This is a genomic window from Pandoraea pnomenusa (assembly GCF_040391475.1).
Classification (GTDB): Bacteria; Pseudomonadota; Gammaproteobacteria; order Burkholderiales; family Burkholderiaceae; genus Pandoraea; species Pandoraea pnomenusa_C.
Map to the genome: position 1 here is coordinate 21,217 of NZ_JBEBXS010000024.1, position 15,112 is coordinate 36,328.

16 protein-coding genes are annotated in these 15,112 nt (G+C 62.9%); 8 read left to right on the forward strand and 8 right to left on the reverse strand.

The window, feature by feature from the left end:
• Positions 1–78: 78 nt before the first annotated feature.
• From ABWO90_RS20515 to ABWO90_RS20530, 4 genes are all read left to right on the forward strand, one after another.
• Positions 79–984, forward strand: coding sequence for a spermine/spermidine synthase domain-containing protein (locus ABWO90_RS20515; RefSeq protein WP_353193075.1), 906 nt, complete (start codon positions 79–81; stop codon positions 982–984).
• A gap of 148 nt (positions 985–1,132) precedes the next feature.
• On the forward strand, positions 1,133–1,555 hold the full coding sequence (locus ABWO90_RS20520) for a VOC family protein (protein WP_353193076.1): 423 nt from the start codon (positions 1,133–1,135) through the stop codon (positions 1,553–1,555).
• A 96-nt stretch (positions 1,556–1,651) separates the two neighbouring features.
• Positions 1,652–2,389 (forward strand): 16S rRNA (uracil(1498)-N(3))-methyltransferase, encoded by a 738-nt coding sequence (locus ABWO90_RS20525; RefSeq protein ID WP_353193077.1) that lies wholly within the window; start codon positions 1,652–1,654, stop codon positions 2,387–2,389.
• 48 nt (positions 2,390–2,437) lie between these two features.
• Entirely contained in the window at positions 2,438–3,073 is a 636-nt protein-coding gene (locus tag ABWO90_RS20530; RefSeq protein WP_353193078.1) for a YidB family protein, read from the forward strand.
• 140 nt (positions 3,074–3,213) lie between these two features.
• On the opposite strand, the gene ABWO90_RS20535 is transcribed toward ABWO90_RS20530, so the two are convergent.
• From ABWO90_RS20535 to ABWO90_RS20545, 3 genes are all read right to left on the reverse strand, one after another.
• Entirely contained in the window at positions 3,214–3,762 is a 549-nt protein-coding gene (locus tag ABWO90_RS20535) for a barstar family protein (RefSeq protein ID WP_353193079.1), read from the reverse strand.
• 7 nt (positions 3,763–3,769) lie between these two features.
• Positions 3,770–4,165 (reverse strand): guanyl-specific ribonuclease, encoded by a 396-nt coding sequence (locus ABWO90_RS20540; protein WP_353193080.1) that lies wholly within the window; start codon positions 4,163–4,165, stop codon positions 3,770–3,772.
• 298 nt (positions 4,166–4,463) lie between these two features.
• Positions 4,464–6,767, reverse strand: a complete 2,304-nt coding sequence (locus ABWO90_RS20545) for an NADP-dependent malic enzyme (protein ID WP_353193081.1) — start codon at positions 6,765–6,767, stop codon at positions 4,464–4,466.
• Between the two features lie 419 nt (positions 6,768–7,186).
• On the opposite strand from ABWO90_RS20545, the gene thiL reads away from it, so the two are divergent.
• The 3 genes from thiL to ABWO90_RS20560 are packed head-to-tail and all read left to right on the forward strand — an operon-like array spanning position 7,187 to position 9,232.
• On the forward strand, positions 7,187–8,197 hold the full coding sequence (gene thiL / locus ABWO90_RS20550) for a thiamine-phosphate kinase (protein WP_353193082.1): 1,011 nt from the start codon (positions 7,187–7,189) through the stop codon (positions 8,195–8,197).
• Positions 8,194–8,715 carry a phosphatidylglycerophosphatase A family protein gene (locus tag ABWO90_RS20555; protein WP_353193083.1) on the forward strand — a complete coding sequence of 174 codons (522 nt, stop codon included), beginning with the start codon at positions 8,194–8,196 and terminating at the stop codon, positions 8,713–8,715. The genes thiL and ABWO90_RS20555 overlap by 4 nt, the downstream gene beginning before the upstream one ends.
• Before the next feature lie 13 nt (positions 8,716–8,728).
• The gene (locus tag ABWO90_RS20560; RefSeq protein ID WP_353193084.1) at positions 8,729–9,232 is read left to right on the forward strand and encodes a CinA family protein; all 504 of its coding nucleotides are present in this window, start codon (positions 8,729–8,731) and stop codon (positions 9,230–9,232) included.
• Between the two features lie 101 nt (positions 9,233–9,333).
• Here the strand turns inward: ABWO90_RS20560 and pyrF are convergent, their stop codons facing one another.
• Together pyrF and corA are read right to left on the reverse strand one after the other, a co-directional pair.
• Positions 9,334–10,146, reverse strand: coding sequence for an orotidine-5'-phosphate decarboxylase (gene pyrF / locus ABWO90_RS20565; RefSeq protein ID WP_353193085.1), 813 nt, complete (start codon positions 10,144–10,146; stop codon positions 9,334–9,336).
• A gap of 133 nt (positions 10,147–10,279) precedes the next feature.
• Positions 10,280–11,242 carry a magnesium/cobalt transporter CorA gene (gene corA, locus ABWO90_RS20570; RefSeq protein WP_353193086.1) on the reverse strand — a complete coding sequence of 321 codons (963 nt, stop codon included), beginning with the start codon at positions 11,240–11,242 and terminating at the stop codon, positions 10,280–10,282.
• 233 nt (positions 11,243–11,475) lie between these two features.
• Between corA and ABWO90_RS20575 the strand changes: the two genes are divergently transcribed.
• Positions 11,476–12,351 (forward strand): mechanosensitive ion channel family protein, encoded by an 876-nt coding sequence (locus ABWO90_RS20575; RefSeq protein ID WP_353193087.1) that lies wholly within the window; start codon positions 11,476–11,478, stop codon positions 12,349–12,351.
• A 94-nt stretch (positions 12,352–12,445) separates the two neighbouring features.
• Here the strand turns inward: ABWO90_RS20575 and mtgA are convergent, their stop codons facing one another.
• From mtgA to lpxO, 3 genes are all read right to left on the reverse strand, one after another.
• Entirely contained in the window at positions 12,446–13,189 is a 744-nt protein-coding gene (gene mtgA / locus ABWO90_RS20580; RefSeq protein WP_353193088.1) for a monofunctional biosynthetic peptidoglycan transglycosylase, read from the reverse strand.
• 9 nt (positions 13,190–13,198) lie between these two features.
• On the reverse strand, positions 13,199–14,071 hold the full coding sequence (gene aroE, locus ABWO90_RS20585; protein ID WP_353193089.1) for a shikimate dehydrogenase: 873 nt from the start codon (positions 14,069–14,071) through the stop codon (positions 13,199–13,201).
• A gap of 90 nt (positions 14,072–14,161) precedes the next feature.
• Positions 14,162–15,058: a lipid A hydroxylase LpxO gene (gene lpxO, locus ABWO90_RS20590; RefSeq protein ID WP_353193090.1), complete on the reverse strand. Its 897-nt coding sequence runs from the start codon at positions 15,056–15,058 to the stop codon at positions 14,162–14,164.
• Between the last annotated feature and the right edge of the window lie 54 nt (positions 15,059–15,112).

Sequence of the window (15,112 nt, forward strand, 5' to 3'; positions counted from 1 at the left end):
CTTCCCCAACCGACGGGAACGTGGAATCATGCGAAGAAGTGACGCGTTCGCCACAAATTAGAGGAAGTTGCCTCGCCAATGCCCGCCAAACGTGACCTCTCCGCCCACGAATCCGCTGCCGCGGCGACGCCTTTCACGGCCCCGATCGGCCCGTGGGCGGGCTATTCGTTCTTCGCGCACCCGATTTTCGCCGTCACAACACGCTGGCAGCATATCGAGGTCGTCGATTTGCCGGCGTTCGGTGCGCTCGGCCGGGCGTACCGGCTCGATGGCCGCTTCATGGCGTCGCTCGCCGACGCTCATATCTGTCACGAATGCATGGTGCACCCGCTGTTGCTCGCGCACGGGCAGGCGTGTCGCGTGCTGATACTCGGCGGCGGCGACGGCGGCTCGGCCCGCGAAGCCTTGCGGCATGCGAGCGTGCGCGAGGTGGTCATTGCCGAGCTGGACGCGCAGGTACCCGCCACGATTACGCAACATATGCCTGCGCTGGCCGACGGCGCATTCGACGATCCCCGCACCCGACTCGTGATCGGTGACGCCCGGACGTTTGTCGACGCCGCCCTTTCCCGTGGCGAGCGCTTCGACGCCGTCATATTCGATCTGACCGAGGCCGACGGCGACGCCGCCACCCTGCACGACGCCCCCTTCTTCGCCAAGGTTCGCGCGCTGCTCGCGCCTCGCGGCGGCATCGCCCTGCAACTGGGCGCGCCGTGGTTCGACGGCGCACGGGTGCATCGCATGCTCGATGCGTTGCGCTCGGTATTCCCCGTCGTCCGGCCGATGACGGCCTACGTGCCGCTGTACGGCACACTTTGGGCGCTCGCGATCGCGGGCGACTCACTGGATGTGCGCAACATCCCGAATGCGCTCCCGGAATCTCTGCGGACACTGCGGCACTACGCGCCATCGAGACACGCGGCGTTGTTCGACATCCCTCCGGATCTGGCAGCCATTCTTGGCGAAACGACGCCGACGAGATGACGCCCGACGGGTGAATCGCGCCCGCGTTCCTTGTATATTGAGGTTTCGACACGACCGTCGGTGCACTGCCTGTCCGTCGAAAGCCTTTTTTTCGGACAAGCACCGCTCACCCATCACGATTCGCCGACGGACTTACCGGAGCCTAGTCATGTCCGATCCCCGTCCCTCCCATGTGCCGTGGCTGACGCCTTACCTCACCGTGCGCGACGCCAAGGCGGCGGCGGCGTTCTACGAGCAGGCGTTCGGGTTCACGGTGCACGACATGGTGGACGACGATGGTGCCGTGATGCACGTCGAGATGTTCTACCAGGGTCAGTTGATTCTGATGTTCGCGCCCGAGGGTGCCTTTGCGAGCACCGCCCGAACACCGCGCACCTCCGGTGTTGAGGCGCCGCAGAGCTTCTATGTCTATACCGAGGATGTGGATGCCCTTTACGCGCGTGCGACCGCCGCCGGTGCAAAGGGGCTCATGCCACCGAACGATCAGTTCTGGGGCGACCGTTTCTGCCAGTTGGAAGATCTGGATGGATACCGGTGGGGCTTCGCCCGTCCGGTCTCCCCTCGCAGCTAGGCCGGCTTCGGAAGCCCGCCCCGCGCGACGTCGGCGTTGGGGTATGCTTCTGTCCCCGGCACCGCTCTCGGCCGCCCTCCTTCGCCTTCCGACCGTATGCCTCGTTTTTTCATCGATGCGCCGCTACACGCCGGCGCACTGCTCGACCTCCCGGAGACCGTCGTTCGCCATGTTCAGGTATTGCGCCTGAAGACCGGCGATGCGCTCACGCTGTTCAACGGCGCGGGGGGTGAATATCCGGCAGTCCTCACGACATTGGAGAAGCGTCATGCCACCGCCCAACTCGGGGCGCACGATACGCGTGAGGTGGAGACGCCCTATCGCGTCACACTGGCGCAGGGGATCGCCGGTGGCGACAAGATGGACTGGCTGATCGAAAAGGCCATCGAGCTCGGCGTGACGGAAATTCAACCGCTGGCGACCGAGCGTTCGGTGATTCGCCTGGACGGTGAGCGCGCCGTAAAACGCGTCGCCCATTGGCAGGCGTTGGTCGAGGCCGCGTGCGAGCAATGCGGCAGAAATCGCGTGCCACGCGTCTTGCCGATTCGCCCGATAGCGGCCTGGCTGCAAGACCGGAACACGGTGACGAGTTACGAATGGCATGTGCTATTGTCACCTCGAGCAGACAGCGGCCTAGATTCGCTACCGCAGGAAGCGCCATCGCAACCCGGCGTGCTGCTCTTCGGCCCGGAAGGTGGGCTGTCGCCTCAGGAGGAAACGCTTGCGCGGGCGGCCGGATTCTCGGCGATTCGACTGGGTGAGCGCATCCTGCGCACGGAAACGGCAGGCATTGCGGTATTGGCCGCGTTGGCCGCACGTTGGGGCGGCTGGTAAGCAACGATGATCTGAAAATTGGCTTCACAAGCCTAAAGGAGTGTCGTCATGGGTCTCCTCGACTCGATTCTCGGTAGCGGGTCCGGCAATCAGGCCGGTGGCAATAGTGGCGGCGGCAATACCAAGATGCTGCTGCTCATGGGCTTGCTGGCGATGATCGCCAGCCGGTCGGGAAGTGCACAAGGGCAAGGCGGCGAGGGTGGCGGCCTGCTGGGTTCATTGGGCGGCGCCCTCGGCGGCATGCTGGGCGGCGGCGGGGCAGCGGGCGGTGGCGGCCTCGGCGATTTGCTGGGCGGGCTGCTCGGCGGATCGCAGGCAGCGCAACCCGCAGGCGCAGGGGCACCGGCCACGTCGCCGGGCGACTTGCTCGGCTCGCTGGGTGGCTTGGGCGGCCTGACGCAAATTCTGGGGAACGCCGGCCTGGGTGACGCCGTGCAATCGTGGGTCGGCACGGGCGCCAATCAGGCGGTCTCGGCCGATCAGGTCACGCAGGCGCTCGGCCCGGGTGGTCAGTTGCAGCAACTCGCCGACACGGCCGGTGTCAGCCAGAACGAAGCGGCACAGCAGTTGTCGTCGCTGCTGCCGGAAGTCGTCAATCACCTGACGCCTAACGGCGACGTGCCCCAAGGCCAACTCGACCTGGCGAGCCTCGCGCAACAATTTCTTGGTGGCCATAAAGGCTAAACCGGGCAGCAACAGACGAATACCTCATCGTCTGGCAATCCATGAAAAAAGGTCCGCATTGCGGACCTTTTTTCATGGCCGTCGACCGACAACGGCTGACAGCGATTTCATGTGCGTTCGGCCCCGTAGGCGGGCAAACGTCAGGCGAACGAGTAGAAAACGCGGAAGGCGGTACGACGCTCGCTCCAGAACTCGGCAGCGTCGCGGAACACATCGAGCAGCGTTTCGCGACCATCCTTGTCGAACTTCGTGGCAATGGGCAAGCCTTCGAGGACCACAACGAACCCGGGCTGTTGGCCGCAGTGGCTGACGAGGTCGGTCAAGCAGTCGTGCAGGGCATCGTAATTCTTCCCGAAATGCTTGGGGAAGAGGAATGCGGTCGCAATCGTCTCCAGCACTTCGGCCTTGCTTTGCGCCTGGGAGCAATTGGCATACAGGAAGTGCTGCCCGAGTCGCTCGGCCTCAGCGGCCAGTTCCGGCACGCGGAATGCACGGATCGACTGCACGATATTCGGCCTGACGGTCTTGAAAAGACTCATATCTCCCTCTTCCGATAAGGTATGGCGGTGGCCAGCCCGCGCTACAGCATGCAGGCCCAGCACCTGCTTGAACAAGTTGCCCTCGCCCGCACCGAATGGATCTGCCATAAGATCTTTCCCGCGTTCCTGTGCGAAAACCGGCTCACTCATACTGCTGTCATTCCCTTATGCGTCTAAAGCTGTTGTAGTGGTCTTGAGTGTAGTAACACGGATCGGTGGCGCGTTGGTCACCGCCGCAGATGATGCGCCTGGCACCTCTATTGCGGGCACCGGGAGTCGGCACCGTGTATTCATGGTAATAGCCGCGCGGCTTTTTGGGCAGGCGCTTTTCGTAGTTCCCGAACACAATGCCGTCTTTGGCATAGGGAAACGGCCCGCCCTGGGCAATCAGCGTCAGCGTGCGCTGCGCTTCGCGTGGCAACTCGGCAACAGCAACCGCTACCGTTGGATCCGTGACGTATGGCGCGGTTTCGCGCGCCAAGGTGTTGCCCCCCAGAAACACACTACCAGCCGCCGTCAGCGCCACGATGCTCCGGTGAAGCCAACGTGCCATGGTCATAGCTAGCCTGTCGCCCGGCGCGGTGTTGCGCTGCGAGCTCGTTCTGGTGGGTGAAGCCGTAAGGTTATCGCTATTGGTCCAGAGAATCAATGTCGGCTTACATTTTGCAACCAAACTAGTCAACAAATTCACGAAAATACATGGATTTCCGCGACAGTGAGTGCCCACATGATTCCAGGTAATGCGAAAAAAGCATCGCCATAACGACAAAACGCCGCCCCGGACCGGAGCGGCGTTTTGTCGTTAACGTGCGCCGAACAGCGGTGAACCGCCATTCGCACCAGCCGGTGGTTCAGCGCGCCTGTTGCTGCGCTGCCGCATCGGCCACTACCAGCGCAGCCATGTTGATGATGCGTCGCACCGTCGCCGATTCCGTGAGAATGTGAACCGGCTTCGCCGCGCCGAGCAGGATCGGCCCGATTGCCACGTTATTGCCCGCTGCCGTCTTGAGCAGGTTGTAGGCAATGTTCGCCGCATCGATGTTCGGCATGATGAGCAGGTTCGCCGCGCCGGTGAGCGTCGAATCCGGCATGATGCGCGCACGCAATTCCGGATCGAGCGCGCAATCGCCGTGCATTTCCCCATCCACTTCGAGTTCCGGCGCACGCTCCTGCAGGATTGCCAATGTTTCGCGCATCTTGCGGGCACAGCTCGCCTCGCTCGTGCCGAAATTCGAGTGCGACAGCAGGGCGACCTTCGGCTGGATACCGAATCGACGAATCTCCTCGGCCGCCATCAACGTGATCTCGGCGAGTTCCTCGGCGTTCGGATCCTGATTGATGTGCGTATCGACCAGGAAGATCTGACGATTCGGCAGAATCAGCGCGTTCATCGCGCCATAGACATGCCCGCCTGCGCGCTTGCCGATCACGCGATCGATGAAGTGCAAGTGACGGCCCGGGGTCGACACCGTACCGCAGATCATGCCGTCGGCTTCGCCCTTGCGCACCAGCATGGCGGCGATGAGCGTCGTACGGCGGCGCATCTCGACGCGCGCATACGATGCCGTCACGCCCTTGCGGTTGGTCAACTGATGATACGTCTCCCAGTAATCGCGATAACGCTCGTCGTGCTCCGGGTTGACGATCGTGAAGTCGACGCCCGGCGTCAGGCGCAGACCGTACTGCTGAATGCGATGCTCGATCACGGCCGGGCGTCCGACCAGGATCGGCGTTGCGACGCGCTCGTCAACGAGCACCTGCACCGCGCGCAGCACACGCTCTTCTTCGCCTTCGGCGAACGCAATGCGCTTCTTGTCGGCCGATACGCTACGCGCCACCGAGAACAGCGGCTTCATCAGGCCACCGCTGTGATAGACAAATTGCTGCAGCGACTGCGAGTAGGCGTCGACATCCGCGAGCGGACGCGTTGCCACGTTGGCCGCCATTGCCGCTTCGGCCACTGCCGTCGCGACCTTCACCAGCAGGCGCGGATCGAACGGCTTCGGAATCAGATACTCCGGCCCGAACGACAGGTTCTTGATGCCGTAGGCCGACGCGACGATATCGCTTTGCTCCTGACGTGCAAGCTCTGCAAGCGCGTTCACGGCCGCGATTTCCATCGAGCGTGTGATGGTCGTGGCGCCCACATCGATGGCGCCGCGGAAAATGAACGGGAAGCACAGGACGTTGTTGACCTGATTCGGATAGTCCGTACGGCCCGTGGCCATCACGCAATCCGGACGCACTTCCTTCGCGAGCTCCGGCGTAATTTCCGGATTCGGGTTGGCCAGGGCGAAGATCAGCGGCTTGTCGGCCATCGTCTTGACCATCTCAGGCTTGAGCACGCCGGCGGCTGACAGGCCGAGGAAAATGTCCGCACCGCCGATCACGTCGGCCAGACCACGGGCATCGGTCTTTTGCGAAAAGCGGATTTTCTCCGGGTCCATCAATTCGGTACGGCCTTCGTAGACCACACCCGCCAGGTCGGTCACCCAGATGTTCTCGATGGGCAACCCCATATCGACGAGCAGGTCCAGGCACGCAAGCGCAGCAGCACCGGCACCCGAGGTGACCAGCTTGACCGACTTCAGATCCTTGCCCACGACCTTCAGGCCGTTGATGAGCGCCGCCGCGACCACGATGGCCGTGCCGTGCTGATCGTCGTGGAAGACCGGAATCTTCATGCGCTCACGCAACTTGCGCTCGACGATAAAGCACTCGGGAGCTTTGATGTCTTCGAGGTTGATGGCGCCGAACGTCGGTTCCAGCGCCGCAATGATGTCGACGAGCTTCTCGGGGTCCTTCTCGTCGATTTCGATATCGAACACGTCGATATTGGCGAACTTCTTGAAGAGCACGCCCTTGCCTTCCATCACCGGCTTCGACGCCAGCGGACCAATGTCACCCAGGCCCAGCACGGCAGTCCCGTTCGAGATCACGCCGACCAGATTGCCGCGCGCCGTGTAGCGCGAAGCGTTGAGCGGATCGACGACGATCTCCTCGCACGCGGCCGCAACGCCCGGCGAGTACGCCAGCGCCAGATCGCGCTGGTTCAGCAACTGCTTGGTCGGCGCGATGGCGATTTTGCCGGGCGTGGGAAATTCGTGATACTCGAGCGCAGCTTCGCGCAGTTTCGGATCGATCGGCGTGGGCATGAGGGAAGGCTCTTGGCTAACAAAACAAGTCAAAAAATCTGTGCGAAATTGTAGCCCCATTTATTCACGTCATTTATGCAAATAACGGATAAGGGCCGCAACCGCGCTGCGGTATTTCCTCGCCGATAGTGGCTAACTTTGCGCGCAAATTCAACGTTGCATCGCACCATGCCCGGCTTTTTCAGACTACGGATGAAACATGACCGGGGTGTTGTCCGAGACACCCCTCGGAGCGCGCCTGAAATCGGGACATCCAGCCAATTGTCTGCTTGGGAAAGGGGGCCGGGGCCTCTTAGAATAGGGGTTCGCGCTGCGACGTTTGCTCATTGTTTTTTCATTTCAATGTCTTTTTCGCGGCCCTCGCTGTTTCGCTCCGCAGTCATGCCGCCAACGCATGACTGGCAACCGTGCCGTAGCTCATGACCACGACCGCCTCGCCCACCTCGTCCACCTCGCCGCTGTCCGAGTTCTCGCTGATCGATCGCTTTTTCGCCCGCGCGACGCATCAGGGCGAGCATGTGACGCTCGGCATCGGCGACGACTGCGCCCTGCTGCGCCCGCCGGCAGGCGAACAGCTCGCGATTTCTACGGACATGCTCGTGGAGGGACGCCACTTCTTCCCGGACGCCGATCCCCGTGCGTTAGGTCACAAGACACTCGCCGTGAATCTGTCGGATCTGGCGGCGATGGGCGCTCGGCCCATCGGCTTCACGCTGGCGCTGGCACTGCCCGACAGTGACCCCGCGTGGCTCGCGCCCTTCGCCGAAGGCCTCGCCGCCCTGGCCGACCGCTATGCATGCCCGCTCGTCGGGGGCGATACCACGCGCGGACCGCGCAACCTCTGTGTGACAGTATTCGGCAGCGTGCCGGGGGCGCACGCGTTGCGGCGCGATGCCGCCCGGCCCGGCGACGACGTCTGGGTCTCGGGCACGCTGGGCGATGCCCGGCTCGCCCTGGGCGCGATGCGGGGGGAGTGGTCATTGCAGGAGGACGAACTGGCGCTCGCACGCCGTGCGATGGACTGGCCGGAACCGCAGATCGCGCTCGGCCTGGCGCTGCGCGGCGTTGCACGCGCGGCGCTCGATGTCTCGGACGGCCTGCTCGGCGACCTAGGACACATTCTCGAGCGTTCGGGCGCGAGTGCCAGCGTGAACGTCGATGCGTTGCCGCGCTCCCCGTTGCTTGCTGCACAACCGCTCGCCATCCAGCGCCACTGCACGCTCGCCGGCGGCGACGATTATCAGTTGTGCTTTTGCGCCGATCCTGCGGAACGACAACGGATTACGGCGATTGGCGACGAACTGGGCATACGCGTCACGCGTATCGGTACAATAGCGCTACCCGACGCGCGCCAAACGATGCTGCAACTTCATGACAATACCGGCGCAGCCGTCGCAGCCGATTTCAAAAGTTTCGACCATTTCCAATGAGTACTGATCAGACGGCCACCGTCAATCCGGGCAGTGGCCCGCGCCGGCCGACCTCGCGTTTCCTGGTGTCGCATCCCGCCCATCTGTTTTCGCTCGGATTCGGCACCGGCCTGTCGTCGTTCGCCCCCGGCACCGTGGGCACGCTTTTCGGTTGGGCGTCGTATCTGGTGCTCAATCTGTATCTGACGGTCACGGGCTGGGGTGTGCTGATCGCGGCTTCTCTCGTCGGCGGCATCTGGATCTGCGGCTATACCGCGCGCAAGCTCGGTGTGCAGGACCCGAGCGCGGTCGTCTGGGACGAGATCGTTGCGTTCTGGATCGTGTTGTTACTGATTACGCCGGCGAGTTTCGTCGGCCAGCTCGTGGCGTTCGTGCTGTTCCGCTTCTTCGACGCGGTCAAGCCGCCGCCGATCAGCTATTTCGACCGCACCGTCAAGGGCGGCCTCGGCATCATGCTCGACGACCTCGTCGCGGCATTCTGCACGCTGCTGGTTATCGCGCTCTGGCGCTCGATTTGATAGGCACTGACTCGTGGTCTCCGAACAACATCTTCTGGCGCAATTGTCGGTCAAGGTCGGCAACCGTTTGCGCGATGAGCGCCTGATGCTCGCCACTGCCGAGTCGTGTACGGGGGGCCTGGTAGCCGCCGCGATCACCGATATCTCGGGCAGCAGCAACTGGTTCGAGCGCGGCTTCGTGACGTATTCGAATCAGGCCAAGTCGGAGATGATCGGCGTGCCGCCCGAACTCATCGACAAGCATGGCGCCGTAAGCGAACCGGTGGCACGTGCCATGGCTGAAGGCGCACTGCTCAACAGCCGCGCCCAGATTTCCGTGTCGATCACCGGCGTGGCAGGCCCGGGAGGTGGCACCGCCGACAAACCGGTCGGCATGGTGTGCTTCGGTTGGAGCAATCGCGTCACGACCGTCGTCGAGACGAAACACTTCAAGGGCGATCGCACACAGGTGCGCAGTCAGGCTGCGCAGCACGCGCTGCGCGGCGTGCTCGAATTGCTCGACAAAGGCGACGCCTAGCACAGCGGCCCCAACCCGGCGACGCAACAGCAAAAGAAAACGCCTGCGATTCCCATAGGATCGCAGGCGTTTTTTGTCGCCGTGAATCGCGACTTCGGCGATCAGCGATAGGCGTTGATGCTGTCGCGCGTCTTCTCTGCGGCCGTCGCAGCGGCGGCGGCGAATTGCTCGTCGCGTCCGGCATAAATGATGGCGCGCGACGAGTTGATCATCATGCCCGTGCCGTTGGCGGTGCGGCCGGCCTTGACCGTCGCCTCGACGTCACCGCCCTGCGCGCCCACGCCCGGGATCAACAACGGCATGTCGCCGACGATGCTTCGCACCGAAGCGATTTCAGCAGGGAACGTCGCCCCGACCACCAGTCCGATCTGACCGGTCGTATTCCACGGCCCCGCCGCGAGACGCGCCACAGTCTGATACAGCGGCTTGCCCTCCACGTCGAGGAATTGCAGGTCGCTGCCGCCGGGATTCGACGTCCGGCAGAGCACGATCACGCCCTTGTCCGGGTGTGCCAGATACGGTTCGAGCGAGTCGAAACCCATGTACGGATTGACCGTCACGGCGTCGGCACGATAGCGCTCGAATGCCTCGCGCGCGTATTGCTCGGCCGTGCTGCCGATGTCGCCGCGCTTCGCGTCGAGGATCACCGGCAGCCCCGGGTGATCGGCGTGAATATGCGCGATCAGGCGCTCGAGCTGGTCTTCGGCGCGATGGGCGGCAAAGTAGGCAATCTGCGGTTTGAAGGCGCAAGCATAAGGCGCCGTGGCGTCGACGATCTGTCGGCAGAACTCGAAAATCGCGTCCGGCTGGCCTTGCAGATGGGCCGGGAGGCGCGACGGCTCGGGATCGAGCCCCACGCAAAGCAGCGAATGATTGCGCGTCCAGGCGGCGTTGAGCGATTCGGTGAATGTCATGACAGTGTTCCGGCGGGATTCCAACGGCAGCGCGCCATCGAAAAATGAGTCGATACTGGCCCGATCCGTGCGTCCGATCGGGCGAGGCCGCCATTTTACCTGCTCGGCGGCCTCGCGCCGTGCACACGGTGCGTCAGTCGAGCCAGCCGCGATGACGGAAGTACAGGAAGGGCGCAATCGCCGAAAGAATCATCAGGCCGATGGCGAACGGATAGCCGACCTCCCATCGCAGCTCCGGCATCATCTGGAAATTCATGCCGTAGATACTGGCGATGAGCGTTGGCGGCAAGAAGGCCACGGCCGCCACCGAGAAGATCTTGATGATCTTGTTCTGGTTGATGTTGATGAAGCCGATCGTGGCGTCCATCAGGAAGTTGATCTTGTCGAACAGATACGCCGTGTGATTGTCTAGCGACTCGATGTCGCGCAGGATCTGCTTGCCTTCCTGATATTGCTCGTCCTTGAGCATACGGGCGCGCATGAGAAACGACACGGCGCGACGCGTATCCATCACATTGCGTCGAATGCGGCCGTTCAAGTCTTCTTCTGCGGCAATGCTCTCGAGCGCCTTGGCGGCATCGGCATCGGTCAGGTTCTTGCCCAGCACCCGCTTGCTCACCGCTTCGAGCGCGGCATACACGCCTTCGAGCGAATCGGCCGAATACTCGGCGTCGGTCGAATAAAGGTCGAGCAACACGTCCATCGCGTCGCGCACCGATCCCGGACGAATCCGCGCACGCATGCGCACCAGCCGGAATACCGGCAGGTCTTCGTCATGGATGGAGATCAGCAGATCCTTGAGCGCCACGAACGCCACCGGCACGTTACGCGACTGCTCTTCGTCGTCGAGCAGGAAGTCCGTGCGAATGTGCAGCACACCACCGTCGTCTTCGTAATAGCGGGCGGACGCCTCGATATCGGTGATTTCGTCCCGCGTCGGCAGCTTGACCTTGTAAGCCTCTTCGACCCAGCGGCGCTCCTCCTCGGATTCGCTGTGCAGATCGACCCAGACCGGCGAGACGCTGGTCAGATCGCTGGGGTGGTCACATGTCACCTGCTGCAGGCGGCCGTTATTGATGACGAAAGCATTGATCAAATGAGGTTCTCCCTGCGACAAAGCGACGCCAAGTGTAGCAGACACGTCAAGTGCGGCACAGGCGCGGCGACATGCCCGCAATCGACAAATTCGTGTGTAGGAATGCGCTTAAAATCGTTGCATCAGGTCTTGCCGGGCACCCATGATGGCAAGCTTATCGAACCAATTCACGCCCTTTGCGTCAACCTTGATATCGACGCCGCTCGGTGTCTGTCGATAGGGAGAACAGCAAAATGACTGAAGTCACGACCCCACTCGCGTCCGTTGACGCCGTGATGGGCTTTCTGGCGGCAAATGCCGTGCATTACGGTCTGTCGTTCGTGCAGGCCGTGGTAATCCTGCTGATCGGCTTCTGGATCGCCAAACGATTGTCGCGCGTCGTTCATACAACGCTTAGCCGCTCCCCGCACTTCGATGCCACCCTCCGGCCGCTCATCGAGTCGGTTGTCCTGTGGTCGGTGCGCATCATCACGATCATCGCGGTACTCGCCCAGTTCGGTGTACAAACGGCCAGCATCGTCGCGGTACTCGGTGCAGCGGGTCTGGCCATCGGTCTCGCGTTGCAGGGTACGCTGCAAAACATTGCGGCCGGCACGATGCTGCTGGTGCTGCGTCCGTTCCGCAACGGCGACTACATCACGGCCGGCACTGCCGTGGCCGGCACGGTCGAGGAGATCGGCTTGTTCACGACCACGCTCACCAATGCCGACGGCATCTACGTCTGTGTGCCGAACAATCAGATCTGGGGGCAGCCGATCACGAACTTCAGCCGCAACGCCACGCGTCGCATGGAAATCACCGTGGGCATCGGACTTTACGACGATCTCGACGCCGCGATCCAGGCGCTGCGTACCCATGTGGCAGATGACAAGCGCGTGCTGAACGCGCCCGCCCCCGAAATCATGGTCAAGCAAGTCAGCGACAGCGCCGTGATCGTGAATGTTCGGGCGTGGGCGTCGCAGGGCGACTACTGGAGCCTGTACTGGGATTTGCAACGTAGCGTCAAGGAGACCGTCGAGCGTGCCGGTTGCTCGCTGCCGTACCCCACGCGCACGGTGATGCAGGTGCCGGTACCGTCGATGCCGGACGCAGCGCAACCTCGACACTGAGCGTGACGGCCGATTCCGTGGTCCGTCGGACAAGGATCGCGGGACTGGCCGCAGATCGAGGCAAGTCAGAACGTAGCGAAACCGGCTGCCGCGATCACTGCGGCAATTCGGCCGCGCCCATGCGGCGAGCGATCACGCCGGCACGTTGTGCGAGATACGGCGAGTTGCGATGCGTGTCGAAGTATCGCGGACGTGGCAGCATGACCGCGAGTCGCGCGGCCTGCCAGGGTGAGAGCTTCGACGCCGGAATGCCGTAGTAGTACTGCGCCGCTGCCTCGGCACCGAACACGCCCTCGCCCCACTCGACCGAATTCAGATAGATCTCGAAGATCCGCTGCTTGTCCATCCAGAACTCGAGCATCCACGTGATGGTGAATTCCTCTGCCTTGCGCAGATAACTCTTCTCGCTCGACAGAAAGAGATTCTTGGCCAGTTGCTGCGTGAGGGTCGAACCGCCGGCGACGATGCGTCCCCGCTTCTGATTCTTCTCCCACGCGCCGAGCATCGCGTCGATCTCGTAGCCGTCGTGATTGACGAAGTTCGCGTCTTCGCTCGCAATGATCGCGCGCTTCAGGTTTCGCGAAATCTGATCGTAGGGCACCCATTGGTGTTTGAGCGTCGCGTTCGGATCCGTCTCACGCAAGCGCGCCTGAGCAGCCCGCATGAACGCCGTGGACTGCGGGTTGAAGTGGACCCACCAGCCGATCTGGAGGAAATAGTAGAGTTGCGTCGCCAGCACGCCCGCGATGAATAGCGTGACAACGTAACCCGCCCACCGCCACGGGCCCCAGGGGCGCTTGCGGGAAGCGGTACGCGATGGACGACGCTGCGAGGCCATTGAACCGTATCAGCCTTTTGCCGTCAGGCGCGCGCGCAACGCTGCACGAACCGCGTCGGTTGCGGGCCGTACGCCGCGCCACACGGCAAACGCCTCGGCTGCCTGCTCGACCAGCATGCCCAACCCGTCCGCCACCCGCGACGCGCCGGCTGACAACGCGTGGGCCATGAAAACCGTCGGCTGTGCGCCATACATCATGTCGTAAGCGAGAGCGCCGGCCGCATAGACGCCGTCAGGCAACGGCGGCACATCCCCTTGCAGACTGCCGGCCGTGGCATTGATGACCACGTCGAAACCCGCGGGTACGGCCTCCCAGCCGCCACCAGCGAGCTTCACACCGTGGCGTCGGGCGGCGTCGGCGAAGCGCGCGACGAGTTCGTCGGCGCGCGCGGCCGTGCGATTGGCGACGAAAAGCGCCGCCGGCGCTGCTTCGATCAGCGGCAGCATCGCACCTCGCGACGCGCCGCCGGCACCGAGCAGCAGCACGCGACGCCCCTCGAGCGCAACACCCAGAGGCCCTTCGATGTCGCGCACCAATCCCACACCGTCGGTGTTGTCGCCTGTGATGCCTTCGGCATCGAACACCAGGGTGTTGACTGCGCCGGCCGCTTGCGCGCGCGCCGTCAGACGATCGGCGAGCGCGTGGGCTTCGAGCTTGAACGGGACGGTGACATTGGCGCCGCGGGCGCCGTCGCCAATGAACGCGTGCACCGTGGCGGCGAACGCATCGAGCGGCGCGAGCAAACGTTCGTACGTCAGATGCTGCCCCGTTTCACGCGCGAACTCGGCGTGAATGAACGGCGACTGGCTGTGCTCGACAGGATGACCGATCACGGCGTAGCGATCGGCCGGCGTTTCCCCGGTAGGCGTTTGGTTTGTCATCGTTTTCAAAGACGCGGCGCCTGGCTTTCGCTCAGGCGCCGCTGTTGCGACCGTCAAATAAGGACTTGGGCCGGATCCAGGCGACCCCGATCACTGGAAGATCCACAGCAGAATGCCGCCGAACATCGCCCATTTCACCGCATAGTACACGTACCGATTCCACGCCTTGAGGCGCTTGCCGACGATGCGGATCGAGTAAATATACTTGAATACCTTGTTCAGCCCGCCCGTGCGGTCGCCCGCCTCGTTCGGCGAGGCGGCAGCACCGACCAGATGCCGTCCGAACCAGCGGTTCACCGCCTGCGTCCAGCGGTATTGCATGGGGCGCTCGATGTCGCAGAACAGAATGACGCGGTTCCGGCCGCTCTGGTTCTCGGCGTAGTGGATGTACGTTTCGTCGAAGAGTACGCCTTCGCCATCGCGCCAGCTGTAGCGCTCGCCATCCACGTCGATGTAGCAACGGTCGTCGTTCGGGGTCACGAGGCCCAGGTGATAGCGCAGCGAGCCGGCATACGGATCGCGGTGACGCACGAGACGACTGCCGTGTGGCAATTCAGCGAACATGGCCGCCTTGATCGTCGGAATCTTGCTCACGAGATCGGTCGTGACCGGGCAGAGTTCGCTCGCTGACGGATGGGTTTCGTCGTACCACTTCAGGTAGAAACGCTTCCAGCCGCTCTTGAAGAATGAGTTGAAGCCAACGTCGTTGTACCTGTCCGAGGCCTTGATGTGGCGCGCTTCGAGCAGCGACACGGCTTCGGCACGAATCGCTTCCCAGTTCTCGCGCAACGGCGCCAGCTCGGGAAGATGATCGGCTTTCAGATAGGGCGTGGTGGGCACGCGCGAGAACGCGTACATGAAAACGTTCAGGGGCGCCAGAAACGTCGAGTGGTCGGACAATTGCCGGAAGAATCTGTGGCGTACCCTACCGCGGAGATGCACGTAGAGCGCGCATCCGAGAATGATCGCCAGAACAATCCATTTCATCTTGGACTTTCCAGAGTTCGAAAAAACCCCGCAATTATAGAAACAATTGGAAAG